This is a genomic window from Flavobacterium agri, assembly GCF_013401995.1.
Classification (GTDB): domain Bacteria; phylum Bacteroidota; class Bacteroidia; order Flavobacteriales; family Flavobacteriaceae; genus Flavobacterium; species Flavobacterium agri.
This window is the reverse complement of the sequence record NZ_JACBJI010000006.1, coordinates 169141-194050: the sequence shown is the minus strand read 5'-3', so window position 1 is coordinate 194050 and position 24910 is coordinate 169141. Positions and strand designations below refer to the sequence as shown.

The 24910-nt window shown below is 47.5% G+C and carries 20 protein-coding genes and 1 other RNA gene; 9 read left to right on the top strand and 12 right to left on the bottom strand.

Translation table 11 applies throughout. The features are described from left to right. Positions 1-7: 7 nt before the first annotated feature. Positions 8-565, bottom strand: a complete 558-nt coding sequence (locus HZF10_RS14250; protein WP_176006893.1) for a porin family protein — start codon at positions 563-565, stop codon at positions 8-10. 215 nt (positions 566-780) lie between these two features. Between HZF10_RS14250 and HZF10_RS14245 the strand changes: the two genes are divergently transcribed. Together HZF10_RS14245 and HZF10_RS14240 are read left to right on the top strand one after the other, a co-directional pair. Further along, positions 781-1383 carry an outer membrane beta-barrel protein gene (locus tag HZF10_RS14245; protein WP_176006892.1) on the top strand — a complete coding sequence of 201 codons (603 nt, stop codon included), beginning with the start codon at positions 781-783 and terminating at the stop codon, positions 1381-1383. Between the two features lie 162 nt (positions 1384-1545). Beyond that, entirely contained in the window at positions 1546-2067 is a 522-nt protein-coding gene (locus HZF10_RS14240) for a porin family protein (RefSeq protein WP_176006891.1), read from the top strand. A gap of 72 nt (positions 2068-2139) precedes the next feature. Here the strand turns inward: HZF10_RS14240 and HZF10_RS14235 are convergent, their stop codons facing one another. Beyond that, complete coding sequence (locus HZF10_RS14235) at positions 2140-2745, bottom strand: porin family protein (protein ID WP_176006890.1); 606 nt, start codon at positions 2743-2745, stop codon at positions 2140-2142. A gap of 258 nt (positions 2746-3003) precedes the next feature. Between HZF10_RS14235 and HZF10_RS14230 the strand changes: the two genes are divergently transcribed. After that, the gene (locus HZF10_RS14230; protein ID WP_176006889.1) at positions 3004-3924 is read left to right on the top strand and encodes a site-specific tyrosine recombinase; all 921 of its coding nucleotides are present in this window, start codon (positions 3004-3006) and stop codon (positions 3922-3924) included. A gap of 130 nt (positions 3925-4054) precedes the next feature. Here HZF10_RS14230 and rny read toward each other — a convergent pair whose 3' ends face one another. The 4 genes from rny to HZF10_RS14210 form a co-directional block, all read right to left on the bottom strand. Beyond that, entirely contained in the window at positions 4055-5620 is a 1566-nt protein-coding gene (gene rny, locus HZF10_RS14225) for a ribonuclease Y (RefSeq protein WP_176006888.1), read from the bottom strand. Between the two features lie 103 nt (positions 5621-5723). After that, positions 5724-5830: non-coding RNA, 6S RNA (ssrS, locus tag HZF10_RS14220), on the bottom strand. 57 nt (positions 5831-5887) lie between these two features. Then, positions 5888-6181: a cell division protein ZapA gene (locus HZF10_RS14215; protein ID WP_176006887.1), complete on the bottom strand. Its 294-nt coding sequence runs from the start codon at positions 6179-6181 to the stop codon at positions 5888-5890. A 2-nt stretch (positions 6182-6183) separates the two neighbouring features. Next, the gene (locus tag HZF10_RS14210; RefSeq protein ID WP_176006886.1) at positions 6184-6474 is read right to left on the bottom strand and encodes a hypothetical protein; all 291 of its coding nucleotides are present in this window, start codon (positions 6472-6474) and stop codon (positions 6184-6186) included. Between the two features lie 188 nt (positions 6475-6662). On the opposite strand from HZF10_RS14210, the gene HZF10_RS14205 reads away from it, so the two are divergent. From HZF10_RS14205 to HZF10_RS14195, 3 genes are all read left to right on the top strand, one after another. Continuing rightward, positions 6663-8360 carry a M23 family metallopeptidase gene (locus HZF10_RS14205; protein WP_176006885.1) on the top strand — a complete coding sequence of 566 codons (1698 nt, stop codon included), beginning with the start codon at positions 6663-6665 and terminating at the stop codon, positions 8358-8360. Positions 8361-8371: 11 nt separating this feature from the next. After that, complete coding sequence (locus tag HZF10_RS14200) at positions 8372-10846, top strand: TonB-dependent receptor (RefSeq protein WP_176006884.1); 2475 nt, start codon at positions 8372-8374, stop codon at positions 10844-10846. A 62-nt stretch (positions 10847-10908) separates the two neighbouring features. Beyond that, positions 10909-11622, top strand: coding sequence for a hypothetical protein (locus tag HZF10_RS14195; protein ID WP_176006883.1), 714 nt, complete (start codon positions 10909-10911; stop codon positions 11620-11622). A 131-nt stretch (positions 11623-11753) separates the two neighbouring features. On the opposite strand, the gene HZF10_RS14190 is transcribed toward HZF10_RS14195, so the two are convergent. Together HZF10_RS14190 and HZF10_RS14185 are read right to left on the bottom strand one after the other, a co-directional pair. After that, positions 11754-13157 carry a di-heme oxidoreductase family protein gene (locus HZF10_RS14190; RefSeq protein ID WP_176006882.1) on the bottom strand — a complete coding sequence of 468 codons (1404 nt, stop codon included), beginning with the start codon at positions 13155-13157 and terminating at the stop codon, positions 11754-11756. Positions 13158-13226: 69 nt separating this feature from the next. Next, complete coding sequence (locus HZF10_RS14185; protein ID WP_176006881.1) at positions 13227-14390, bottom strand: imelysin family protein; 1164 nt, start codon at positions 14388-14390, stop codon at positions 13227-13229. Between the two features lie 186 nt (positions 14391-14576). On the opposite strand from HZF10_RS14185, the gene HZF10_RS14180 reads away from it, so the two are divergent. The 3 genes from HZF10_RS14180 to HZF10_RS14170 are packed head-to-tail and all read left to right on the top strand — an operon-like array spanning position 14577 to position 19449. After that, a complete protein-coding gene (locus HZF10_RS14180; protein ID WP_176006880.1) occupies positions 14577-15689 on the top strand; it encodes an imelysin family protein in 1113 nt (370 codons plus the stop codon). A 3-nt stretch (positions 15690-15692) separates the two neighbouring features. Beyond that, the gene (locus HZF10_RS14175; protein WP_176006879.1) at positions 15693-17060 is read left to right on the top strand and encodes an HTTM domain-containing protein; all 1368 of its coding nucleotides are present in this window, start codon (positions 15693-15695) and stop codon (positions 17058-17060) included. After that, the gene (locus tag HZF10_RS14170) at positions 17041-19449 is read left to right on the top strand and encodes a TonB-dependent receptor family protein (protein ID WP_176006878.1); all 2409 of its coding nucleotides are present in this window, start codon (positions 17041-17043) and stop codon (positions 19447-19449) included. Before HZF10_RS14175 ends, HZF10_RS14170 begins: the two co-directional genes overlap by 20 nt. Here the strand turns inward: HZF10_RS14170 and HZF10_RS14165 are convergent. The 4 genes from HZF10_RS14165 to HZF10_RS14150 form a co-directional block, all read right to left on the bottom strand. Beyond that, positions 19446-20228, bottom strand: a complete 783-nt coding sequence (locus HZF10_RS14165; protein WP_176006877.1) for a DUF3667 domain-containing protein — start codon at positions 20226-20228, stop codon at positions 19446-19448. The genes HZF10_RS14170 and HZF10_RS14165 overlap by 4 nt on opposite strands. Before the next feature lie 78 nt (positions 20229-20306). Beyond that, positions 20307-21008, bottom strand: a complete 702-nt coding sequence (locus HZF10_RS14160) for a hypothetical protein (RefSeq protein ID WP_176006876.1) — start codon at positions 21006-21008, stop codon at positions 20307-20309. A gap of 156 nt (positions 21009-21164) precedes the next feature. Continuing rightward, complete coding sequence (locus tag HZF10_RS14155) at positions 21165-22991, bottom strand: ABC transporter ATP-binding protein (RefSeq protein ID WP_176006875.1); 1827 nt, start codon at positions 22989-22991, stop codon at positions 21165-21167. After that, complete coding sequence (locus HZF10_RS14150; RefSeq protein ID WP_176006874.1) at positions 22991-24718, bottom strand: phospho-sugar mutase; 1728 nt, start codon at positions 24716-24718, stop codon at positions 22991-22993. The genes HZF10_RS14155 and HZF10_RS14150 overlap by 1 nt, the downstream gene beginning before the upstream one ends. Between the last annotated feature and the right edge of the window lie 192 nt (positions 24719-24910).

Genomic DNA, 24910 nt, shown 5'->3' with positions numbered 1-24910 from the left:
GGATCTCTCAGAACATATAGCCGAGCGATAGTTGGAATACGGCGTTTTTCACTTCGGCATCTTTCGAGGCTTCGGTCAAGCCGATGGTATAGCGTCCGGACACGAAAAGTCCTTGGGTGATGTTGAGTGTCACGCCGCCGGCCGCCGCAAAATCGAACGATTCGGTATCGGCATCGCCCGCGACTTCGTCGAATACGACTTCGGCATCGTCTACAAGGAAAGAAAATTGTGGGCCGACATCGATACTCAATTTATCGGTCAACACGAAAAAACGCGCCATGACCGGCACCGAAATATAGTCGAGGTTAAAATCGCCTACGCCTTCCACATCGGCACCTTGAGAAGAGTACAATACTTCGGGCTGCAATGCGAAATTGTCGAAAGGTTTGATCTGGACGACGGCTCCCGCGTGGAAACTTGTACGCGATTTATAGTCGATTCCGTCGACACCGCCGCTGAAATTGGCAAAGTTAGGTCCGGCCTTTATACCGAAACGAAGGAATTGGGCTTGGGTGGCCATTACGCTTCCGAAAAGCATCAAAGCCAGAAAAATTCGAGTCTTCATAATGGGTCATTTAGGTTTATGTAAAAGTAGAAACGCCGGTCGGCACGTATTTTATATGAGTTTTGTTAAAACTTATACAGTTTAACGAAGAATTTAAGTTGTAAACAGCAAATGTTAATATTGTTAATAACCTTGTTGATAAGTGCGGGACGAAGCCACCATTCTCAGAAAAACCTGTGATAATTTTGTTTCACTAACTTAAAACAAAACAAAAAATGAAAAAAGTATTGCTTTCAGTTGCGGCGCTTTTCGCTTTCGGAATCGCTTCTGCACAAGACAAAGAGACTACCGGAGGAAAAGGTTTTTCTAACGGAGATGTCTTCATGACAGGCGCTATCGGTATTTCTAGCGAGAAGCAAGATGAGGTTAAATCTACATCTTTCGAAATCGCTCCTTCTGCCGGAATGTTCGTATCAGACAACATCGCAGTTGGTTTGCGTCTTGGTTTCCAGAGCACGAAAAATGAAGCTCCGGCTACAGAAGATGAGAAAATCACTTCGTTCATGGTAGGTGCGTTTGGACGTTACTACACGACTCCAAAGAATGACTTTTCGTTCTTCGCTGAATTGGGTGCTTATTACATGACCAACAAGGTTGAGCAAGATCCGGCGCCTGAGTTCAAAACTAACACTTTTGGTATCGCATTGACTCCAAACATCAGCTATTTCGTGTCTGAGCACTTCGCTCTTGAGGCTGGATTCGGAGCATTGAGCTACACAAACGAAAAGCCGGATGTTGACGACGCAGAAGCTAAAAACACTTTCAAGCTAGGTCTTGATCTTACACAAATCAACTTCGGTTTGACGTATAAATTTTAAGTAGTTGAGTTTGAAATTTGGAAAGCCTCCCATCGCGGAGGCTTTTTTATTAACAGCTGTTCATAGCGTGTTCATAAAGTTGTTGACAAGTGCATTTTTGCGCGAAAGGTCAGCGTTTATGCCCGTTCTAACTTTGCAGTATTAACTTAAAACAGAACAGAAATGAAAAAAATGCTCTTTTGCGCCTGCGCGTTCCTGGCTTTCGGATTCGCCAGCGCACAGTCTGAACAGTTAAAATTTGGAGTTAAAGCTGGTTTGAACGTAAGCAACTGGACCGGCGATGCAGATACCGACAGCAAAATTGGCGGATACATCGGCGGTTTGGTCGATTTGCCGATTGCAGGAAACTTCCACTTGCAGCCCGAACTTCTTTTCCAAAGTGAAGGAGCCGAAGATTTAGAGCTTATCTATGCCCGTATTCCCGTGATGGCGAAATACTATATCATCCAAAACCTAGCTTTGGAAGCCGGGCCTGTATTCGGCGCCAAATTAGGCGGCGATAGTTTTGCCGACGACAATACGAAATCTATCGACGTGCAACTTGCTGGCGGCGCAGCATATGAATTTTCTTTCGGACTATTCGTAGATGCTCGTTTCAACGCAGGTCTTGTCAACATCAACGAGAACGACGGAGAAGACTTCGGTACGGCCGTATTCCAGGTCGGAGCCGGATATCGCTTCTGATACAATTGGTTAAATTGCAAAAAAGCCTCTATTTTCAGGAGGCTTTTTGCGTCTTTGGTGTTTTGTGTTCTGTTAGAATTTGTACCCGATACCGATCTGGAAGACTTGGTTTCTCGTATCGGCATCTTCCACTACGTCGGTGAATCCGTAGGTGTAACGGCCTGTGGCGAAAAGCCCCATTTCGGTCTGGAAAGTCAGGCCTCCGGCGACTGCAAAGTCAAAGCTTTCCGCATTTTCAAGCTCGTCCGATTCTTCACCGTCGACTTCTACCTTTTCGTTCACCTTAAATCCGAACTGCGGACCTGCTTCGATACTCAAACCTTTCGTGATATAGACTTTTGCAAGTACCGGAACGTTGATGTAGTCCAGTTTGTAAACGGCTTCGTCAGCCCCGAAAAGCACAGGATTCTTAGCTTTGAATCCTTGTCCTGAGTAAAGGACCTCTGCTTGTAGCGAAAAGATATCGGCCAAAGGCAATTCCCCGACCACACCTACGTGGAAATTTGTTCTGGAGCTTGTGTCTCCTATATCATCCCCGATGACGTTCGAGAAGTTGACACCACCTTTTACACCGAAACTTGGCGATCGGTCGGTCTTATTATCAGCTTCATTCTGCGCGTAAATCGCCGAAGCTCCAAAAAATAGAAGTCCTGTTACTAAGATTTTCAATGATTTCATGACTGTTGTGTTTAATGGGTTATTTGATTCCAAAATTAGATTCTTGAGTTTTGCACGAGGCTTAAGGAATTCTTAATTCACGTTTTTTTAACGGCGTAAAATCTGCTAAATAATGATAATTATGCAACAAAAAATTATAATGTGTAATTATATTTTACCAATATGGAAATTCTGTAAGTAAATATTGAATTAATGATAATCGTGTGAATTTGCTGTCAGCATTGTTTTGGCATTGCTTTAGATTTTGTTTATTTGGGTATGGACAGTTGGAAATCGTACATAAAGAATTATCAATCGTACCTCAAGATAGAGCGCGGACTTTCGGCGAATACAATCGCGAATTACACGTTCGACATAGAACGGTTGTGCGGCTATTTGTCTGTAAACGCAATTGAGGTAAGTCCGATAAAAATTTCCGACGAAACCGTACAGCAGTTCATTTATGACGTTTCCAAACAAGTCAATCCGAGATCGCAGGCGCGCATCATTTCTGGGCTCAAGAGCTTTTTTTCGTACCTGATTTTCGAGGATTACCGAAATACGAGCCCGATGGAGTTGCTCGAAACGCCCAAAATAGGACGCAAACTTCCCGATACGTTGTCGCTTTCCGATATCGATAGGTTGATTGCGGCTATAGATTTGAGTAGGATGGATGTAGCAAGCGGCCTCAAAATAGGCGAGCGCGACCGAACGATGCTTGAAACGCTTTACGGCTGCGGATTGCGCGTTTCGGAACTCGTGACGCTCAAGATGTCGGATCTTTTCTTCGACGAAGGTTTCGTCCGCGTCACGGGTAAAGGAAACAAGCAACGTTTCGTACCGATTGGCCACGTCACCCAAAAGTATCTTGAGATTTATATCGGTTCCGTCCGCAACCAATTATCGGTGCAAAAAGGCCATGAGGATACGATTTTCCTCAACCGCCGCGGCAAAGGTATGACGCGTGCTATGGTTTTTACGATCATCAAGGATTTGGCCGAAAAAATCAAACTCGGAAAAAAAATCAGTCCGCACACGTTCCGGCATTCATTTGCGACGCATTTGCTTGAAAACGGCGCCGATTTGCGTTCGATACAATTGATGTTAGGGCATGAATCGATTACGACGACGGAAATTTACGTGCATCTCGATCGCAAGCATCTGACGCAGGTGATGAACAAATTCCATCCGCGCAAGTAAATAGTTAGCCACGAATGACACGAATTTCACTAATAAAATCATTTGTGTGATTCACGTTATTCGTGGCCGAAAAAAATCCCAACCTTGAAAGATTGGGATTAGGAATTTTATTTTTGGAATTTCTCCCGGATTATTTTGCGATGTTCACCGCTCTCGTTTCGCGTATCACCGTAATCTTTACTTGACCCGGATACGTCATCTCGGTCTGGATTTTCTGTGAAATCTCGAACGATAGGGTAGCGGCCATTTCATCTGAAACTTTCTCGCTCTCCACGATCACACGCAATTCACGACCCGCCTGGATCGCATACGCGTTCTTCACACCGTGGAATCCGAACGCGATTTCCTCGAGGTCTTTCAGACGTTGGATGTACGAATCCAAAACCTGACGTCGCGCTCCGGGACGTGCTCCCGAAATCGCATCGCAAACCTGGACGATAGGCGACAAAAGTGACTTCATCTCGATTTCGTCGTGGTGAGCACCGATCGCATTGCACACTTCTTCTTTCTCTCCGTATTTCTCGGCCCATTGCATACCGAGCAAAGCGTGCGGAAGGTCGCTTTCGGTATCAGGCACTTTTCCGATATCGTGCAAAAGTCCGGCACGTTTGGCGAGTTTCACGTTCAAACCGAGTTCGGCTGCCATGATTCCGCAAAGTTTCGATACTTCACGAGAGTGCTGCAAAAGGTTTTGTCCGTAAGACGAACGGTATTTCATACGTCCGACGATCTTGATCAATTCAGGATGCAAACCGTGGATTCCCAGGTCGATTACGGTACGTTTACCGACTTCTGCGATTTCTTCTTCGATCTGTTTGGTTGTTTTGGCGACGACTTCTTCGATACGTGCCGGGTGGATACGACCGTCGGTTACGAGTTTGTGCAATGACAAACGCGCGATTTCACGGCGAACCGGGTCGAAGCACGAAAGGATGATTGCTTCCGGCGTGTCGTCTACGATGATTTCAACTCCGGTGGCGGCTTCAATCGCACGGATGTTACGTCCTTCACGACCGATGATGCGGCCTTTCACGTCGTCCGACTCGATGTTGAACACCGAAACGCAGTTTTCTACCGCTTCTTCAGTTCCGACGCGTTGGATCGTATTGATGATGATTTTTTTGGCTTCTTGTTGAGCTGTCAATTTCGCCTCCTCAATCGTATCCTGGATGTGCGCCATCGCCTTTGTTTTGGCTTCGGCACGCAATCCTTCAACGAGTTGTTCGCGCGCTTCCTCTGCGGAAAGACCCGAAATCACCTCAAGCTGGTTGAGTTGGCTTTTGTGCATTTTCTCGACTTCCTGCGTCTTGCGGTCGAGCATTTCGAGTTTGGAGTTGTATTCGGCTGCTTTGGCTTCGTAATCGTCGTTTAGTTTCTTGGTTTTCGAAAGCTCGTTCGACACTTGCGATTCCTTGTCGCGGATGCGTTTTTCGGCTTCTGCGGTTTTCTTGTCGCGAGCCAAGATCACTTGTTCGTGCTCGGCTTTAAGCTCGATGAATTTCTCTTTGGCCTGAAGGATTTTGTCTTTCTTGATGTTTTCGGCTTCCTGCTGCGCGTCCTTCAATATGAGCGCGGCATCTTTTTTGGCCGTTCCCAACAGATTGGCGGCGCTTTTCTTCTCGAGCATCTTGGCGACCGCAAAGCCTCCTCCGATTCCTGCGACTGCCGCGATGATTATAAATAAAATGCTATCCATTTGGTGTTAAATTAAGTGTTAGCGGAGGCGGAATTTCGCTCCGTATTGCTGTTTTGGAGCCTCGATAAAAGGCATAAAAAAAGCCTACATTAGGCGCTTGCATAAACTCGTTATGACAAGATTTGGGTTAACCCGCGGTTCAAGGATCCGGGACAAGCCGGCGTGCTTTAGGAGCGGTGATTCACCCATTTGAATTGTTTAGTGTTGAGTTTATCAAATGGAAACTAATGTAGGCAGTATCGTTGTCTGTGTAAAAGAACGTGTGTATTATCTGTTGAGATATTCCGCAAGCATTTCATTCATGGCGCTCAGTCGCTGGATGGTTTCGGTTCCGTCTATGGCGTTGTCAAGCTGTTTTTGCTCTAGTTGCGATGCGAATTGCAATGCGCACATGGCCAAAACGTCCTGTTTATCGCGAACGGCGTAATTTTCTTCGAATTGCTTGATCATCTGCTCGATTTTCCGGCAGGCGCTTCTCAGGCCTTCCTCTTGCGACATGTTTACCGTCAACGGATAAACGCGGTCGGCTATCGAGAGTTTGATTTTCAGCTTTTCGTCCATAATCAATCCGCGAGCTGGGCGATACAGTAATCAATTTCCCGTATCAATGAATTTATCTTGAGCTTCGTATCTCTTTTGTTTTCGTCACTGCCAAGCAATGAATTGGCGATCCTGAGCGTTTCGTTGGCCGATTTGAGCCCGTCGATTTCCTTCGAATGGCTTTCCAGCGTTAGGGCCGTCCTTATTTTCTCTTCCCGAAATTCCTTGTTTTGCGCCTCGAGAGCGTCGATTTTTTGGAGCAGTTTTTGAATCCTGCCTTCGAGAGTGTCAATAATTCCTGCTATTTCACTCATGTGGAACCCTGTTCATTAGCTGAAACGCAAAGGTAGCATTTCACTTGAATTACCGAAATTTTTTTGTCGGAAAAAACGAGATTTACATCGATGTAACCCATAATAATTTGCGCGAAAGCCTGTTATATACAGAAAAAACACACCCGAGTTTGCAGCGGCTTTTTTATCTTAGCGGAAACCTTTACGCCATGAGATTTTTTCTACTCCTTTCGTTTTTGTATGCGCCTATCTATGCTCAGGACGTTTACCCAAAAGACTTTTTCCGTTCGCCTCTCGACATTCCTTTACAGCTGTCGGGCAACTTCGGCGAACTGCGATCGAACCACTTCCACGCGGGTTTCGATTTCCGCACCCAACAAAAAGAAGGCTTCAATGTGTATGCTTCTGGCGACGGTTACGTGTCGCGCATCAAGATTTCGCCTTACGGATACGGAAAAGCCATCTACATCGACCATCCGAACGGGTTCACGACGGTTTACGGCCACTTGAAAATGGGTTCGGCCGCGATTGAAAAATATATTCAGGAAAACCAGTACAAACAGGAATCGTTCGAAGTCGAATTGTTTCCGAAACCCGGCGAGATCTCGGTTTTAAAAGGAGACGTGATCGCGATTTCGGGAAACACGGGCGGTTCGGAAGGCCCGCATTTGCATTTCGAAATCCGCGACACCAAATCCGAAAAAATCATCAATCCGTTGTTTTTCGGTTTTGACAAGATCATCCTCGACAATAAAAAACCGGTTTTACAGACGCTTCTGGTTTATCCGATAGATGCGAATTCCGAAGTCAATACGGTCAAAACACCACTAATGGTCGATGTTCGCCTTATGGAAGACGGCACATATCTCGCCGAGAAGATCACCGCTTTCGGACGTGTCGGGTTCGGGATTTCGGCTTACGACCAATGCGATTATTCGCCCGGGAAAAATGGCGTGTACAAAGTGGAAAATTTCGTGAACGGACAACTTTCGTACGGTTACGAGTTCAATACGTTCGCGTTCGACGAGTCGCGTTACATCAATGCTTTGATCGATTATCCGAGATTCAGGAAAACGGGCCAACGCGTCCAACGGCTTTTTCGTAAGCAACCTACCGATTTCAGTTTGATCAAAACCGACGAAACCCAAGGCGCGATCCTGGTCGAACCCAACATGAACAAGATCTCGAGATTGGAGATTTCCGATTTTTACGGCAACAACATCGTCATCAATATCCCGATAGAATACGCGATGCCGACAGCTACGGCCGAGCCCGAAATCAAGCCGGCCGGATATTTGGTTTCGGCCATCAAGGACGCGAATCTTGAAAAAGGCAATTTTTCGGTGTTCATTCCGGCCAAGACGTTTTACGAAGACGTGTACATGAATTTCGATGTGGACGGCAACGTGATGACTTTCGGCAACGACGATATTCCGGTCCATACCAATTTTTCGGTATCGATAGAAGATAAAACGATTCCCGAAAGCGAACGCGAAAAGACATTCATCGCTTCCGTAAGCGGTTCGCGTCTTGTTTACAACTCGACCAAATACAAGAACGGAAAGTTCACGTGTTATACCAAAAACCTCGGCGGATTCAAGCTTGCCAAAGACAACGACGCTCCAAAAATCACGAGTCCGAAGAAAATAGAAGGCAAGACCATAAAAGACGGCAACCTCTCGTTCGTGATTTCGGACGCGCTTTCCGGAATCAAGGAATACAAAGGCTACTTGAACGGGCATTGGGTGCTTTTCGAGTACGATTACAAGTCGCGCCGCATCACGCACTGGTTTTCCACAGACGATTTCGCCGTCGACGGTCGCAATGAATTAAAGCTCGTCGTGACCGACAATGTGGGAAATTCCGCTATATTTGAAACGTATTTTTTCAGGAGCCAAACTCCGTAAAACCAAACCATTTGAAGACCAACAAACACCTCTTTTCGCTCTTTTTCCTTTTGTTCGGAATCGTGGCTTTTGCCCAGAATGCGAGAATCACCGGAGTCATTTTAGATGAAGACAACCAAGCTGTCGACGGCGCTACCGTAACTGCGGCAAACCGTTCAGTCACGACCGATGAGACCGGTTTTTTCGTGATCGACGTGCCTGCCAACCAAAAGTTCGACCTTGTCGTGACGCATCCGTCGTATAAAAAAACATCCCAGGCTTTTGAATTGAAACCCGGTGAAACGCTTCAGTTCAATCCGGTCGTGAACTCGGAATTCGAACAACTCGAGACTGTTATCGTTACGATGCAGAACCGCGACCAGATCGAAGGCGTGATCAATATCAAACCCGAACTCGCGCTCAACATTCCGGGTGCGAATGCCGGGATCGAGAACATCGTCAAGCTCTTGCAAGGCGTTACGAGCAACAACGAATTGAGTACGGCGTATTCGGTGCGTGGCGGAAACTATGACGAGAATTTGGTTTACGTGAATGAAATCGAGGTGTATCGACCGTTTTTGATCCGTTCTGGCCAACAGGAAGGTTTGAGTTTCACGAATACCGATCTGGTTCAGGACGTCAACTTTTCATCGGGCGGATTCCAGGCGAAATACGGCGATAAACTGTCGTCTGTACTTGACATCACGTATCGCGTCCCGACCAAATTCGGCGCATCGGCACAAGCCAGCCTTCTCGGCGGAAGCGTTTCGGCCGACCTCGTTTCCAAAAACAACAAATGGTCAGGACTTATCGGTGCGCGCTACCGCGACAATAGCATGCTCGTGAACAGTCAGGAGACCGAGACGAATTTCCGCCCGCGGTTTTTCGACATCCAGACCAACATCAACTTCAATCCGACGCCGAAATGGACGTTCAGCTTTTTGGGCAACATTTCGCAAAACCGCTACAATTACCAACCGCTTACACGCCAGACGAATTTCGGAACGATAGATGAGCCGATCGCGCTCCAGGTATTTTACGAAGGTCAGGAAAAAGACAAGTACGAGACGTATTTCGGCGCGCTCAAGTCGACATATAAAGTATCCGATAATTTCACGCTGAAGTTCATCGGTTCGGCTTACCACGCGATAGAAAAGGAGTATTTCGACATTTACGCGGCTTATTTTTTGGGTGAGGTCGATGCTAATATCGGTTCGGATACGTTCGGCGACGTCGTCTTCAACCGTGGAATCGGCGAACAGCTCAACCATGCGAGAAACGACCTTGACGCCTTTATAGTGAACGGCGAAGTGAAAGGTTCACACAAATTGCCGAAAGAAACCACTATCGAATGGGGTTTCAAATATTCGCGCGAAGACATTCGCGACCGATTGGTAGAGTGGGAAGTCATCGATTCGGCAGGTTTTTCATTGAATCCGCCGATTGTCGGTCTGCCGACGAACGATCAGCCGTACAATCCTTATACAGGCCCGCTCGTGCCTTACCAAAACGTGCGTGCGCTCAATTACACGCAAATCGAAAGGTTTTCGGGATATGCGCAATGGAGTCGCAAAACCCATATCGGAACAAGCGACGTTTGGCTTAACGCCGGCGTGCGCGCCCACAATTGGGAAGTTTCGAACGACTTTGGCGAAAACGGCAAAAGCCAGATCGTGTTCAGCCCGCGCGCCCAATTTACGATCAAGCCCAAATGGGAACGCGACATCTTGTTTAGATTGTCGGGCGGTTTGTATTACCAGCCTCCGATGTACCGCGAATTGCGTGATTCTGCAGGTGTCGTGAATCCCGACGTGAAAGCCCAGCGTTCGATCCATTACGTGGCCGGAGGCGATTACAGCTTCAAGATGTGGGATCGTCCGTTCAAGTTTTCGGCAGAAGTCTACTATAAATCCATGTCGGACATCAATACGTATACGCTCGAGAACGTGCGCATCCGCTATCGTGCGAACAATGATGCGAAAGCTTATGCGACGGGACTCGACATGCGATTGAACGGCGAATTCGTGAAAGGCACCGAATCGTGGTTCAGTTTCAGTTATATGAAAACCGAAGAGAATCTCAACGATCGTGGGTTCATTCCGCGTCCGACCGACCAACGGCTCAAATTCGGCGTGTTGTTCCAGGATTACATGCCAGCGATCCCGAACGTCAAAGTCTATATCAATCTTGTGTACAACACCGGATTGCCGGGCGGTTCGCCTTCGTATGCCGATCCTTATGTGTACCAAAGCCGTTTGCGCGATTATCGCCGTGCCGATGTCGGGTTCTCATATGTGTTCACCGAAACCAATGGGACGCGTCCCGATGGCCATTGGCTCAAAAAGTTCAAGGATTTGTCTGTCGGATTCGAGATCTTCAACATGTTCAACAACCAGAATGCGATCACGAATACGTGGGTGCGCGACGTGTATACCAAAAACCAGTACGGCATCCCGAACTACATGACCACGCGCGTGTTCAACGTTAAACTTTCCGCAAGGTTGTAAGCCTCGAAAATCGACCTTTCAATTTTTAAGTATATTTGAAGTGTAATCCGAATCCCGATCGTATGAAAAAAGCGCTGTTGCTATCGTTGTCCGTTGCGTTGTTTGCCGTTGGCTGTAAAAATGAGGATACCGAAAAGCCCAAAGTGACGTATAAGGCCCGCGAATCCAAAGCCGTGGCCGCCGCGGCCGATTCTTCCGAGATCGAAATCGCCGATTTGCCGATACAGATTTCGGGAACGTCGTACCTGATTCATCCCGTCGGGCAATATCGTGTAATGGACGGTGCGAGAAAATCGGGTTATTCGTACGAAAAAGGAAGCTTTACGGTTTCCAATTACGGGGAATTCGAAATTACGGGCTATTTGAAAAATCTTAAAATCCAGGAAGTTTCTTCGGATTCCATAAAAGCCGTTTTCGATAAACCCGTGCTTATCCAGACCGCCACTTTCCTAAAGGCATTCGCCGATAAGACCAAACAGCAGATTTTGGTGTATTCGCTTTCGGATATGGATACGAATCAGGACGGAAAGCTTGATGCGAGCGATATCCGTACGTTGTATATCGGGGAAATCAACGGAAACAAATTGGTTAAAGTCTCTCCGGATTTTCAGGAATTGATCGACTGGAATTTCATTGAATCCAAAAACCGACTGTATTTCCGCACGATAGAAGACACGAACAAAAGCGGTGAATTCGATAAGAACGACGTGCTGCATTACAACTACATCGACTTGCTTTCCGCAGATTGGAAAGTGGTAGAATATAAACCTGTATAATGGCTTTAGGCTTTAAGCCGTAAGCTTTAGGCAGAGACTTCTCCTTCGTCGAAGTCAAAAAAAGCCACGAATGGCACTGATTTTCGCGAATGTTTTGTGAAAATCGGTGCCATTCGTGGCTTAAATATAAATTACAACGAGTTGATGAAATTCAGCAAATCCGTACGTTCGGAAGTATTGAGTTGTTTGAACGCGTTTTTCGAATTCGTCGCTTCGCCGGCGTGCCACAAAATCGCTTCGGTTACGTTTCGTGCGCGTCCGTCGTGCAACAGGTTCGTATGTCCGTTGACCGTATTGATAAGTCCGATTCCCCAAAGCGGCTGGGTTCTCCATTCGCGACCGTTGGCCAGGTAGTCGTTGGCGTTGTCGGCCAGTCCGTCACCCATGTCGTGCAGCAACAAATCGGTGTAAGGACGTATCGTCTGGTTACGCATGCCCGCGATCGTATAATCGCTTCCCGTCTGGATTTTCGGTTTGTGGCATCCGATGCAATTGAGCTCGGCGAAAATCTGTTTTCCTCTCAACACGCTTTGGTCGTCGAGATTTCTGCGAGCCGGTACCGACAACGCCTGGGAATACAACACCATGCGGTCGAGCGATAAATCGGGTACTTCGGGAGTGCCACCATTCGGAATCGCGTTACAATCGATTCCCGGCGGGCAATTTTCGACTGAAAAAAGCGAAGTTGTCAATCCCATGTCCTGATGCAAGGCCATCGCGACTTGTTGGCGTATCGAAGGTTGGTTGGCTTTCCATCCGAAACGTCCGAGTTTGGTCGTATTTGAAGTGTAGTCGCGCACGTAGTTCGCTTTCCCGACAATACCGTCTCCATTGCTGTCGCCGCTGTCTATGAAATCCAAAATCGTTTGCTGCGGAATGGCTTCGAGCAAGCCCATGCCGATGATCTGGTTCGCGATACGAGGGGAAACCATTACGTTTGTGGCCATATCGCCATAAGCCAAATTCTGGATGTGGTAAATCGGTTTGCGCAGTTCTACCGTCGTGCCGTCGGCCAACGTTTCGATGATGGTTTCGTACGAAATCGTGTAGTCTCCTTTTGCCGTTTGTCCGAAAATTGCCTTGTCCTGCAATTGTCCGCCGTAAATCGGGTCGGGAAGTTGGCCTCCGAACGCGTCTGTGCCCGCAACTGAAAGCCGCAACAGCAAGCCTTTTCCGAATTCCCCGTCGAAGCTTGGAGGTCTACCGCGTCCGTCCTTGAAATGGCACGAAGCGCACGAAATCGCGTTGTAAAATGGGCCGAGGCCGTCGCGAGCCGTGGTCGAAGAAGGTGCCATGACCCAATTCTGGCGGAAAAACGAATTCCCGACACCAAAATCGGAAGCCTGGTCTGGCGTGATCGCCGACGATGCAAATCCGAACGCTTCCTCGGTAGAATTGAAAACCGTTGACGAGCCGCCCGAAAATTGTTCGCCTTCTTCGGGAGTCAAAGGTTGGTAGTCGGAATCGCTGTCGGAACAAGCCGAAACCGATAGAAATAGCACAGCGCCCAAAAGGCAACGGTAAACTTTTTTCATTGTGTATTATAAACGGAAAAAAAGTGCCCTGAAACAGAGCACTCTCATCCAAAATAGATTCAATATTTTTTATCCGTTGACGGTAACTCCGATCGCTGCGGCTCCGGCAATGAATGTCGCGCCAAGGTTTTGAAGTTCTTCAACGGTAGCTTTTACTTTTGCGCCTTCGGTAGAATCCGGGCCTTCAGAAATCGCCGCGTCGAACGGGATTTGAGTCGCGTTCATCTTGGTCTGTGCCGCTTGCAAGGACGTTTGTGTCGCGCTGAAAGCCGTAGTGCTGGCTTTCTTGACCAAATCTTCCAACGACGGCCCGTCGATATCATCGTACTTGCCTTGATAAATGTTTACGATTCCCTGAAGGTTCAAGCGTACGTCGCGGTGCGTGTTGTCGCTGAAGCAAGAGTGCTCGTCTTCCTGGCTCATGTTCAAAAGCGCGACGTCCATGCGCTCTACGGCAAGTTCGGCCGAAGCCAACGTCACGATTCCGAGGTACATGTTCTGCAACGCTTCGTTTTCGGGCAAAGCGAGGAAAGTCGTGCGGTAGGCACCTCCCGGTTGCCATTCGGTTACAAGCGAAGACAGGTGGTCGGTCAACAAATCGGCACAAGCTAACAAATATTGGCGACGACGATCCTGGTTTGAAGCGGTTCCTCCGTCAACGAAATCGGTGTATGGACGTTGTCCCGCCATGTTAGCCGATGGAGCCGTCAAATCCTGTCCCCAAAGCAAAAATTCGATCGCATGGTAACCAACGCTAACGCTTTCTTCGTTTTCGGTTTGGTTCAACGCTTCGAGCGAAACTTTCGTAATTGTAGGGAATTCTGCCGGATTGTTGATGATTCCTGCATTTGCATCTCCGTCGACATAATCGATATATGCTTCGTCCAACGGCCAAGAATTGATCAAACCTTCCGGTCCGTCGGCGTCGTCGATAGGCCCGTTCGCGAAACGGAACGCTTCTGTCGTACCATAACTTTCGCGTGATTCTTTCCACTCTTCTTTAGCCGTGTTGAAAGTAGCTTGGGTAGGATTGGCTACAAATGCGTTGATCGCTTGCTCAAGTTCTACGGCATCGTCGTATGCATCTTTGTAGTTTTCGTAAGCGATGTCCGCGTAATTCTTGATCACTTTCGCTTTGGTAACGCCATCATTTGAATCGTCATCGCTACAAGAAGTCACGAAAGAGCAACCTACGACAGCCAAAAACGCGGCAGATATAGATATGTTTTTCATTGTTTATTTAGATTGATTTAAAATTACGGCAAATGTAAATCCTTTGTTCCGAAAGACAAAAGCCGATGCGAACATTTGCGAAAAAATATTTGCGTCGCGATTTCTTATCAACAATTTGACGAAATTATTTAGAATAAATAAACATAAGTAAATCAGCTTCATTATTTTTGCCGAAAATTTCTTGAGATGAGGAAAATTCTCCTTTTTGCCTTTTTCGCTTTGGTCGCTTTCGGTTGTTCTTCGTCCGATGGTGGCGATAACCCGTCGGATACTTTCGACCGTTCGGCAATGCTTACCCATTGGGCCGATAACATCATCATCCCTTCGTATGAAAACTATCAAGCGAAAGTGAATACGCTTGCGACCGCTGCAGCGGCTTTCAACGCAAACCCTTCACAGCTGAACCTCGAAACACTTCGCGCGTCGTGGCTTGACGGCTACAAAGCGTTCCAATACGTGATGCTCTATGATATCGGAAAAGCACAGGATCTGAACCTGAAGTTGTCAGGAAATACGTATCCGGCAAGCGCGACCGGAATCGAAGCCAACATCGCTTCGGGCAATTACAACCTGACTACATTTTCACAGTTCGATAAACAAGGTTTTCCGGCTGTCGACTATCTGATTAACGGGCTTGGTAACAACGATCCCGAAATTCTCGCTTTTTATACGACAAATGCGAACGCCGTCAAATACAAGCAATACCTTACCGATGTCACGACCCGTCTCAAAACCGTCATCGATGCGGTCGTAGCCGATTGGAACGGTGGTTTCCGCGATTCGTTCGTGGCGAGCAATGGCAATTCCGTGAGCAGTTCGACCAACAAGATCACGAACCTTTTCGTGAAGACGCTCGAAAAAGACATCCGCTACGGCAAATTGGGCATTCCGTCGGGACTTTTCTCGAACGGGACGACATTTCCCGAAAAAGTCGAAGCCTATTACAAAAACGACATTTCACGCAATCTGCTCAACGAATCGCTTCATGCCGAACAGGATTTCTTCAACGGAAAATCTTTCGGAAATGCGACGACCGGACCAGGTCTCAAAACCTATCTCGACCATGTGAACGCGGTGCGAAACGGCCAGAACCTTTCCACGATCATCAACAACCAATTCACAGCGGTTTTCGAAGCCAATACTACTTTGGACGAAAGTTTTTCTGAGCAGATTTTCAGCGACAATACCAAAATGATCAACGCGTACAACGTGCTCCAACAGCAAGTCGTTTATGTGAAACTCGACATGCTCCAGGCGCTTAATATCACGATCGATTACGTAGACGGAGACGGCGATTAAGCCATGGCGATTTCGATCCGCAAATATCTGGCATCGGGATGCGATGCGGCGACGCTGGCCTTTTTCAGGCTGGCGTTCGGTTTTATGATGCTCGGCGGATTGATTCGTTTTGCGGCTTACGGCTGGATCGAAAAATTCTACATCAAACCCGTTTTCCACTTTACGTATTACGGTTTCGAATGGGTCAAGCCTTTGGGCGATTGGACGTATTTGCTATTCGCCGTATGCGCGGTTTCGGCTTTCATGGTCGCCATAGGATTCAAATACAGGCTGGCTATCGTTACGTTTTTCCTCACGTTCACGTATATCGAACTCATGGACAAGACCACGTACCTGAACCATTACTATTTTGTGTCGGTCGTGAGTTTCATCATGATTTTTTTGCCCGCAAACGCTTTTTTTTCGGTCGATGCGCATCGCAACCAGAAGCTTGCTTTCTCAAGGATTCCGCGTTGGACGACCGATATTCTCAAACTGCTTCTCGGCATCGTCTATTTCTACGCAGGCCTGGCCAAGCTCAATTCCGATTGGCTGTTGCACGCGATGCCACTCAAGATCTGGCTTCCCGGAAATATGGATTTGCCGCTCATCGGAACCTGGCTCAACCAAAATTGGATGCAGTATGCGTTTTGTTGGATAGGCGCGGCTTACGATTTGACGATCCCGTTTTTACTGCTCAACCGGAAAACGCGATTCTGGGCATTCCTGCTCGTGATCGTGTTTCACATATTGACCAAGATTTTGTTCCCGATCGGGATTTTCCCGTACATCATGATCGTGGCGACGTTAATTTTCTTCGGGCCGTCGTTCCATCGCGGTGTTTTGGGCTACATCCGAAGCATTTTCAGATTGCCGCATTCGTTGCTGATCATGACCAAAGAGAAAGTCCAGACGTTCGACCTGCCCAATGTGATGAAGCTCAATATCGTGATCGCTTTCGTCGTTTTCCAGCTGTTTTTTCCGTTTCGATACTTGCTTTACCCCGACGAACTTTTTTGGACCGAAGAAGGTTTTCGCTTCTCATGGCGCGTGATGCTTATGGAAAAAGCGGGTTACACCGAATTCCGCGTCGTCGATGAAGCTCGAAATGCCGTAGTTCATGTTGACAATCATGAATTTCTCACGGCTTTCCAGGAAAAACAGATGGCATTCCAACCCGATTTCATTTTAGAATACGCACATTTCCTTCATGATGAATTCGAAAAACGCGGGATCCAAGACCCAAAAGTTTTTTGCACAAGTTATGTCGCGCTCAACGGACGTTTGTCGCAACCTTATATCGACCCTAAAGTCGACCTTTCAAAACAATACGAATCGTTCAGGCACAAGACCTGGATTTTACTTTTCAACGATGAGATTTACGGTTTTTAGCCTGTTATTTTTGTGTTTCGGACTTACCGCCAACGCCCAGTTTTCGATCAACGTCTCGTTTTCGGATATAAGTGCCGAGGCGGTTTGGCCCGTCGAGGTCTACAATAAGACGACCGGAGAAAAGTTCGTGCTCAAGCAAAGTCCGTCGGTGATTTCGGTTCCCGAAAACAAGGCGTACGATTTCACTTTTTATGCCGAGGATTTCGGTACGGTCGATATGACGTTGTCGCCATCCGAAAAAGTCGTCGAAGTCAAATTCCTCAAAGTCGAGCTGCTTTCGGAAGTCGTCATCCAAAAACAACGCGAAAAGCTGTTTGCGCTCAACAAGCTCAGAGATGTAGAGGAAACCGCGATTTATGCCGGAAAGAAAACAGAGGTCGTTTCGGTCGACCAACTCACCGTGAACAAAGCCGTGAACAATACGCGACAGGTGTACAGCCAGGTCGTCGGGCTTACGATAAACGAAGGATCGGACGGCGGTTTACAGCTTTCGGTCGGCGGCCGCGGGCTCAATCCGAACCGGACCTCGAATTTCAATACGCGCCAGAACGGTTACGATATCAGTGCCGATGTTTTGGGTTATCCCGAAAGTTATTACACGCCTCCGGTCGAAGCGCTTCAGGAAATCCAGGTCGTGCGTGGTGCGGCTTCGTTGCAATACGGCACGCAGTTCGGCGGGCTCATCAATTTCAAGCTGCACGATCCGTCGACGAAGAAAATGGAAATCGTCTTGCGCAATACCCTCGGTTCTTACGGTTTGTATACGAACTTTTCGAGTTTGAGCGGAACCGTCGGTAAATTCAGCTATTACACCTACTTCAATTATAAGCAAGGCGACGGTTTTCGCCCGAATTCCGAATTCAGCAGCCGCAATTTTTTCGCGAATTTGAATTATGCGTTTTCCGAAAAGACGTCGATCCATTTCGATTATACCAACCTCAACTACCTCGCGCAACAACCGGGCGGGCTCACCGATTTGATGTTCAATCAGGATCCGGAACAAAGCAACCGCGCACGTAACTGGTTCGATGTACATTGGAATCTGTTCGCGTTTCAATTGAAACACAAATTCAGTTCGAACGACAATTTCTCATTGCAACTTTTCGGACTCGATGCGCAACGTCAGGCCGTCGGATATCGCCAGAACCGCGTGTCGGCCGACGATGTTCCGGGTTCGAACCGCGATTTGATTTCGGGGAAATTCGCGAATTGGGGAGCTGAGGCGCGTTACTTGCGAAAGTACAAAATCGGCAGCCAAAACAACGCTTTGTTGTTGGGCGCGAAATATTATCAGGCGCATAACCGCGAATTCCAGGGTGCGGGCTCGACCGGTTCGGGACCCGATTTCGAATTGGCCGACGATGCGATGACCCAATACACTTATCCGAATTTGAACTTGGCTATTTTCGGGGAAAACGTGTTCCGCATTTCGGATAAATTCTCGATCACGCCCGGATTCCGATATGAAAGCATCCGTACCAAAGCCAACGGTTTTTACCGCAACGTGCTGTACGATTTGGCCGGAAACGTGATCCTCGACGAAACCATAAACGAAAAAATCGACAAGAAACGCGAGATTTTCCTGTTCGGAATCGGAATGGCGCATAAAATGGACAACGGGTTCGAGCTTTACGGCAACGTGTCGCGCAATTACCGTTCGGTCACGTACAATGACATCCGCACGAGCACGCCCGGACTTGCGATCGATCCGGGAATCGACGATGAAAAAGGGTATACGTCCGATGTTGGAATCCGTGGGAAATTCAACGATAAAATCTCGCTCGACGCCAGTGTTTTCGCTTTATATTACGGAGAAAAAATCGGAGAATATTTAGCCGAAAACCCGAACGGCGCGGCCGGATTGGTGCGCTACAGGACCAATGTGGGCAATGCGCTTACGTATGGTTTTGAAGCGATGGTCGACTGGAAACTCGACCGTACGTTTTTCGACAGCCCCGATTTTTCCTGGAATGTTTTCGCGAACGGTGCGCTTACAGGTTCGGAATACCTCGACTCGGATGCGGGCAACATAGAAGGGAATAAAGTAGAATTCGTACCGCTTGTCAATGTGAAAACGGGAACGGGCGTCGGATATAGAAACGTGCTTGCGACGATCCAGCTTACGTATTATTCCGACCAGTTTACCGACGCTTCGAATTCGAAAAGCGATCCGAACGACAATACATATGGCGTTTTCGGGCAAATCCCATCGTATTACGTAGCCGACTTAGGACTTTCATACAAATGGAGAAACTGGAAACTCGAAAGCGGAATCAACAACTTCACCAACAACAACTACTTCACAAGACGCGCGACGGGTTATCCAGGACCGGGAATCATCCCAAGCGAAACGCGCACGTTTTATGTTACGCTAGAAGTGGTGTTTTAATGTGTGATACCGAATTTATCGCCGAAAAGAAATATAATCGCTAAAGAAAAAAGAATCATCATAATCACGAATTCGACGAGGATCAGTATCAAAAACAACATCAGTCTGCCCAGGATGGGTTTGATTTTGCCGCTTCCGAAAAAACCGATGTACGTCCAAAAAGTAAGAGCTAATCCGGTCAGCGCGATAAGAGCGTGTATCGAAAACATCGCAGAACTTCCAATCGAATAATAGAATAACGGAAAGACAGCGATGTTGAACAGCAAGCGCAACGAGGCCGAAAAAGAATTCAGGATGATGTGTTCGATGAAGTTATAGCGCCACTTTCTAAAAGCGAGCCATGAAGCGAAAGAAACCACCGGTATACTCACGATTTCAATCAAGGAATAATGGCTTACCTGCCATTCAAATATCTTGTTCTGCAGTTCGATTACCTTTTTTTGTTGTTCTTCGGTTCCGGTATGGGTGAAAGAACCGAAATACGAAGTCATGTCGATATAATGCATCAATAATCCGTATATACCGGCCAGTACAAACAACAACAAAACAGGCTTGTAATGATGGACGCGTTTGCCTTCGATGAATTCGCGAACGGTGTGCCCAGGTCGCGTGACGAGTTGTTTGACGCTGTAAGTCAATCCGCCGTTGAAATGAAGGAACGTATATTTGGCTTCGTCCGAAAGGTAATGCCAATCAAGGCGCGCAGTTTTGGCTTTTTGGCCGCAGAGGTTGCAGAAATTCCCGTCGAAATCGTGGTTGCAGTTTTTACAGGTGATCATGTCGTGTCGGTTTACGCAAGTATACTAAAAAGTTGCGAGCCAATCGATTGATTTGATTCCGAAGCTTCAGGATGGAATTTAAATAAGGATGTCGCTTTCCAAATCCGATTTCTCAATCCCGAAATCAAACCCAAGCCGTTTCACCAATTCGATCACGAGGTTTTTGTACCAGTTTTCCGATTTCGGATGGATGTAGATCTTCTCGATCATCTGGCAAATGTCGACGTCGATTTTGAGGCCGTTGTCGATTTTCATGTCAAACCCCGAAACATCGGTAATGATGCGCACTTCGCGTTCGTACTGGAAGCTCTTGCGTTTGAACAGGAACGGGAAAAACGTGTTGTCGAACGGGATGTATTCTTTTTTGTAGTCGATGTAATTCACCTCGCCTATATATTGGGCGAACTGGTTTTCGGGTGCCAGCGCTTTCTGGAGACGGCCGATCGTCGATTGGATCGCCAAGCCTTCCTGTTTTTGCGTGAAAATCTGCCACATCGCAAACGATTCGTATTCGTTGAGATGCCAAGAAGAAATCACGACCTGCTCGCGATGCTGTTTGTAATATTCCAAAAAACCCGGATTGTCGGCCGAAAGTTTCTTGATTTCCTCGTACGTCGGTTCGGAAAAAGTGCCTTCGTATTGGTCTTCGAACTTGTCCGATCGCGACATGAACATTTTGCCCGAAAGCAACAGATCGATGAGTTTCGACAAGTCCATGTACTTCCATACGATGGTATCGGGGTCGGAGGGAAGTTGTATGTGGTTGTCGTGGGTGTACATGGGTTATTGGTGAATAGTGATTGGTGAATAGTTATGACGTTCGGAGATTGGAGTTCGATTACCAATTACCAATCACTATTCACCGATTACTAATTTCACTAAAGCTACAAAACAAAAACGACCCGAATATTATCGAGCCGTTTCCAAATTTTTGTATTATTCAAAAGATTGCATGTTGACGAGTTTGCGATATACGCCATCGTGTGCGATCAGTTCCTCGTGTGTGCCTTGTTCCATGATGCGGCCTTTTTGCATCACGACGATGCGATCGGCTTTTTGGATCGTCGAAAGCCTGTGCGCGATCACGACCGATGTGCGGTTCTGCATCATGTTTTCCAAAGCCTGTTGCACCAGACGTTCGCTTTCGGTATCGAGCGCCGATGTCGCTTCGTCAAGGATCATGATAGGCGGATTTTTAAGGACGGCGCGTGCAATGCTGAGTCGTTGTTTCTGTCCGCCCGAAAGTTTGTTGCCGCTGTCGCCGATATTGGTCATGATGCCTTCGGGCAAATCTTTGACGAATTCATAAGCGTTGGCGACTTTCAAGGCTTCGATGACTTCTTCGTCTGTAGCGTTGGGTTTTCCGAGCGAAACGTTGGCTTTGATCGTGTCGTTGAACAAAATCGAATCCTGTGTCACAAGTCCGATCAGGCCCCGCAGCGATTGCATATCGAGATCGCGCAAATCGGTTCCGTCCAAAAGGATTTCACCCGAATCGACGTCGTAAAAACGCGTGAGCAAGTTCGCGATCGTACTTTTCCCGCTTCCCGATTGTCCGACGAGCGCGACGGTTTCGCCTTTTTTGACGGTAAGTGAAAAATCCTTGAGTACTTTGTCTTCGAGATAGCCGAACGTGATGTTCTGCAATTCGATTCCCGATTCCAGCGTTTCCTTATGGATTGCGCCCGGTTTGGTCACGATCGGATTGTGTTCGTGCAAGATTTCGAGTACGCGATCGGCCGCTGCAGCTCCGCGTTTTACGCCGTATGAAGCTTTTGAAATCGCTTTGGCCGGCGTGAGGATGTTGTACGCCAATCCCATGTAGGTAATGAACGAACTCGCAGCGAGCGTTCCTTCTTCGAGAACCATCTGTCCGCCATAAATCAAAAGGAAGGCTATGACAAAAATCCCGAGGAATTCGCTCATAGGCGAGGCAAGGTTCTGCCTGTTGTTGATGCTGTTCGAAAGTTTGAAAAAGCGATAGGTCGATTTTCGGAATGCCTCCCCAAAATGCTTTTCCGCATTGTATGATTTCACGACTTTAAGTCCGCCAAGTGTTTCTTCTAAAGTCGAAAGAAAAACGCCTTGCTCTTTTTGTGCTAGAGACGATTTCTTCTTGAGTTGTTTTCCGACAAGCGAAATGATGTAGCCCGAAATAGGGATGAAAATGAAAACGAACATCGTCAATTTGACACTAATCAGGAACATCGCGATAATGGTAAAAACGATCGTCAATGGCTCTTTTACGATGAGTTCAAGGACGGCGAGCATCGAATTCTGAACCTCGTTCACATCGTTGGAAATCCTTGCAATAGTGTCTCCTTTGCGTTTTTCAGAAAAAAAAGCGATCGGCAAATGCAGGATTTTGTCGTACATGGCCGTGCGTAAATCCTTCAAAACGCCATTCTTGAGGAATGTCACAAAAAACATCGCGAGATAATCGCAAAGATTCTTGAGCAAAAATAACGTAATGATTCCACCGACCAGCAACATGAGCGTGGTTCCCATGTCGTGCGCTTTTGTGAAAGCGGTAAGGTGGTAATTCAATAGGCCCGAACCGTAATCCTTGATGTGTTCGATGTCGGTATAAACCGGTTTTACGTAAACCCTTTTGTTCTTCTCGAAAAGCACGTCGAGCATCGGCATCAAGGCTACGAAGGACAAAGTGCTGAACAACGCATACAACACGTTGAAGAAAATATTGAGATAAGCGTACTTCTTGTACGGCTTCGCGAAAGGGATAATCTTTTTTAAACTGCTCATTAACTGATTTTCAAATCGCGGATGATGTTCTGTATTTTTTCGTCGAGCTGTTTTTCGGCCGCCGGAATGTCATCCAGACTGTCGATGGCCGCGTTAACGCTCACGTAGAATTTTATTTTGGGTTCGGTTCCGCTTGGGCGCGCCGCGATTTTGGCGCCGTCTTCGGTATAATAGATCAACACGTCCGATTTTGGCACGGTAAGCGGATCTTCTTCGCCCGTAAGCAGGTTTTTGGCAACAGACGATTGGTAATCCTCGACCACAACGACACGTTCGCCTGCGATTTCCTTAATCGGATTCACGCGCTGGTCGATCATCATCTGTTTGATTTCGTGTGCGCCTTCGATTCCTTTTTTGGTCAACGAAACCAGATGTTCCTTGTAGAATCCGTAATCGACATACATTTGCTGCAATTCTTTGTAAACCGAACTGCCTTTGGCTTTGGCCTGAGCCGCGACCTCACAAATCAATAACGTCGCACCGACCGCATCTTTGTCGCGTACTTTGTCGCCTACCATAAAGCCGAAACTTTCTTCGCCACCGCCAATGAATTCGAGGTTCGGGAAGTCCTTGATGAATTTCGCGATCCATTTGAAACCCGTAAGTCCGACTTTACATTCGACTGCGTAAGCCGAGGCCAATTCCATCATCATCGGCGTGGAAACGATCGTCGATCCTATGAATTGCTTGCCGTTGAGCCTGCCTTTTTTGCGCCATTGCTCCAAAAGGAAATGCGTCATGAGCACCATCGTCTGGTTGCCGTTGAGCAAAACCAGTTTGTCGGCGTTGTCGCGCACGGCGATTCCGAGACGATCGGCGTCCGGGTCGGTTCCGATCACGATGTCCGCACCGAGTTTGTTTGCCAATGAAACAGCCATAGACAAGGCTTCGGGTTCTTCGGGATTTGGCGATTTCACGGTCGGGAAATCTCCGTCAGGAGTCGCTTGTTCAGGAACGATATGAAGATTTTTATAGCCCGCTTTTTCCAAAACGGCCGGAATCGCCTTGATGGATGTGCCGTGCAAAGAGGTGTACACGATGCTCAAACCGTCTTTGGCCGATTGAGGCGTGTCGAAACTCGCATTCTCTACCGTCGATTTCACGAAAGCCGCATCCACGTCCTTGTCGATCATCGTGATCAATTTCTCGTTGGGCTTGAACTTGATCTTGTCGTAGGTCAAACTCTCGATCACGTCCACGATTTCCTTGTCCTGTGGCGGAACGAGCTGGCCGCCGTCTTCCCAATACACTTTATACCCATTGTATTCTGGCGGGTTGTGCGAAGCCGTAAGCACGATGCCGCATTGGCAATGCAGGTATTTGAGCGCGAACGACAATTCGGGCGTCGGACGCAAATCCGAGAAAAGATACACGTGTATGCCGTTTGCCGAAAACACATCGGCCACGACTTTCGCGAGCGTATTCGAATTGTGTCGGCAATCGTACGCGATCGCAACTTTGATTTCCTTGTCCGGAAACGACTTGTGCAGATAATCGCTCAAGCCTTGGGTGTTTTTCCCGAGCGTGTAGCGATTGATGCGGTTCGTGCCCACACCCATAACGCCTCGCATGCCACCGGTACCGAATTCGAGGTTTTTATAAAAACTTTCTTCGAGTTCCTTTGGGTTCGAGGTCATCATGTCTTCGATCTTTTCGCGCGTCTCGCGGTCAAAATCGGGCGTAAGCCATTCGTTTACACGGTCGAGTATGTTTTGTTCGATATGCATTTCTGATGTTTTTTTAGAAGCTGATCCCGCTGTCCGCTGCAAGTTTCCACTTTAAAAACGGTTTTTGCGACTTGCGGTCGTGGCTTCCGTTGGTCGCCCGTCCGCTTCGGCAAAATCTCGTTTTTCAAGCGAAAAGCTTTCCACTTCCATCGGGGCTAGGGCTTTCGTGTTCCAATCACGAATTTCCTTAAA

What these genes read in the sequence shown, in the direction of transcription:
- HZF10_RS14250 (WP_176006893.1), bottom strand. Translation starts at nt 565, where the DNA reads ATGAAGACTCGAATTTTTCTGGCTTTGATGCTTTTCGGAAGCGTAATG.
- HZF10_RS14245 (WP_176006892.1), top strand. Translation starts at nt 781, where the DNA reads ATGAAAAAAGTATTGCTTTCAGTTGCGGCGCTTTTCGCTTTCGGAATC.
- HZF10_RS14240 (WP_176006891.1), top strand. Translation starts at nt 1,546, where the DNA reads ATGAAAAAAATGCTCTTTTGCGCCTGCGCGTTCCTGGCTTTCGGATTC.
- HZF10_RS14235 (WP_176006890.1), bottom strand. Translation starts at nt 2,745, where the DNA reads ATGAAATCATTGAAAATCTTAGTAACAGGACTTCTATTTTTTGGAGCT.
- HZF10_RS14230 (WP_176006889.1), top strand. Translation starts at nt 3,004, where the DNA reads ATGGACAGTTGGAAATCGTACATAAAGAATTATCAATCGTACCTCAAG.
- rny (WP_176006888.1), bottom strand. Translation starts at nt 5,620, where the DNA reads ATGGATAGCATTTTATTTATAATCATCGCGGCAGTCGCAGGAATCGGA.
- HZF10_RS14215 (WP_176006887.1), bottom strand. Translation starts at nt 6,181, where the DNA reads ATGGACGAAAAGCTGAAAATCAAACTCTCGATAGCCGACCGCGTTTAT.
- HZF10_RS14210 (WP_176006886.1), bottom strand. Translation starts at nt 6,474, where the DNA reads ATGAGTGAAATAGCAGGAATTATTGACACTCTCGAAGGCAGGATTCAA.
- HZF10_RS14205 (WP_176006885.1), top strand. Translation starts at nt 6,663, where the DNA reads ATGAGATTTTTTCTACTCCTTTCGTTTTTGTATGCGCCTATCTATGCT.
- HZF10_RS14195 (WP_176006883.1), top strand. Translation starts at nt 10,909, where the DNA reads ATGAAAAAAGCGCTGTTGCTATCGTTGTCCGTTGCGTTGTTTGCCGTT.
- HZF10_RS14190 (WP_176006882.1), bottom strand. Translation starts at nt 13,157, where the DNA reads ATGAAAAAAGTTTACCGTTGCCTTTTGGGCGCTGTGCTATTTCTATCG.
- HZF10_RS14185 (WP_176006881.1), bottom strand. Translation starts at nt 14,390, where the DNA reads ATGAAAAACATATCTATATCTGCCGCGTTTTTGGCTGTCGTAGGTTGC.
- HZF10_RS14180 (WP_176006880.1), top strand. Translation starts at nt 14,577, where the DNA reads ATGAGGAAAATTCTCCTTTTTGCCTTTTTCGCTTTGGTCGCTTTCGGT.
- HZF10_RS14175 (WP_176006879.1), top strand. Translation starts at nt 15,693, where the DNA reads ATGGCGATTTCGATCCGCAAATATCTGGCATCGGGATGCGATGCGGCG.
- HZF10_RS14170 (WP_176006878.1), top strand. Translation starts at nt 17,041, where the DNA reads ATGAGATTTACGGTTTTTAGCCTGTTATTTTTGTGTTTCGGACTTACC.
- HZF10_RS14165 (WP_176006877.1), bottom strand. Translation starts at nt 20,228, where the DNA reads ATGATCACCTGTAAAAACTGCAACCACGATTTCGACGGGAATTTCTGC.
- HZF10_RS14160 (WP_176006876.1), bottom strand. Translation starts at nt 21,008, where the DNA reads ATGTACACCCACGACAACCACATACAACTTCCCTCCGACCCCGATACC.
- HZF10_RS14155 (WP_176006875.1), bottom strand. Translation starts at nt 22,991, where the DNA reads ATGAGCAGTTTAAAAAAGATTATCCCTTTCGCGAAGCCGTACAAGAAG.
- HZF10_RS14150 (WP_176006874.1), bottom strand. Translation starts at nt 24,718, where the DNA reads ATGCATATCGAACAAAACATACTCGACCGTGTAAACGAATGGCTTACG.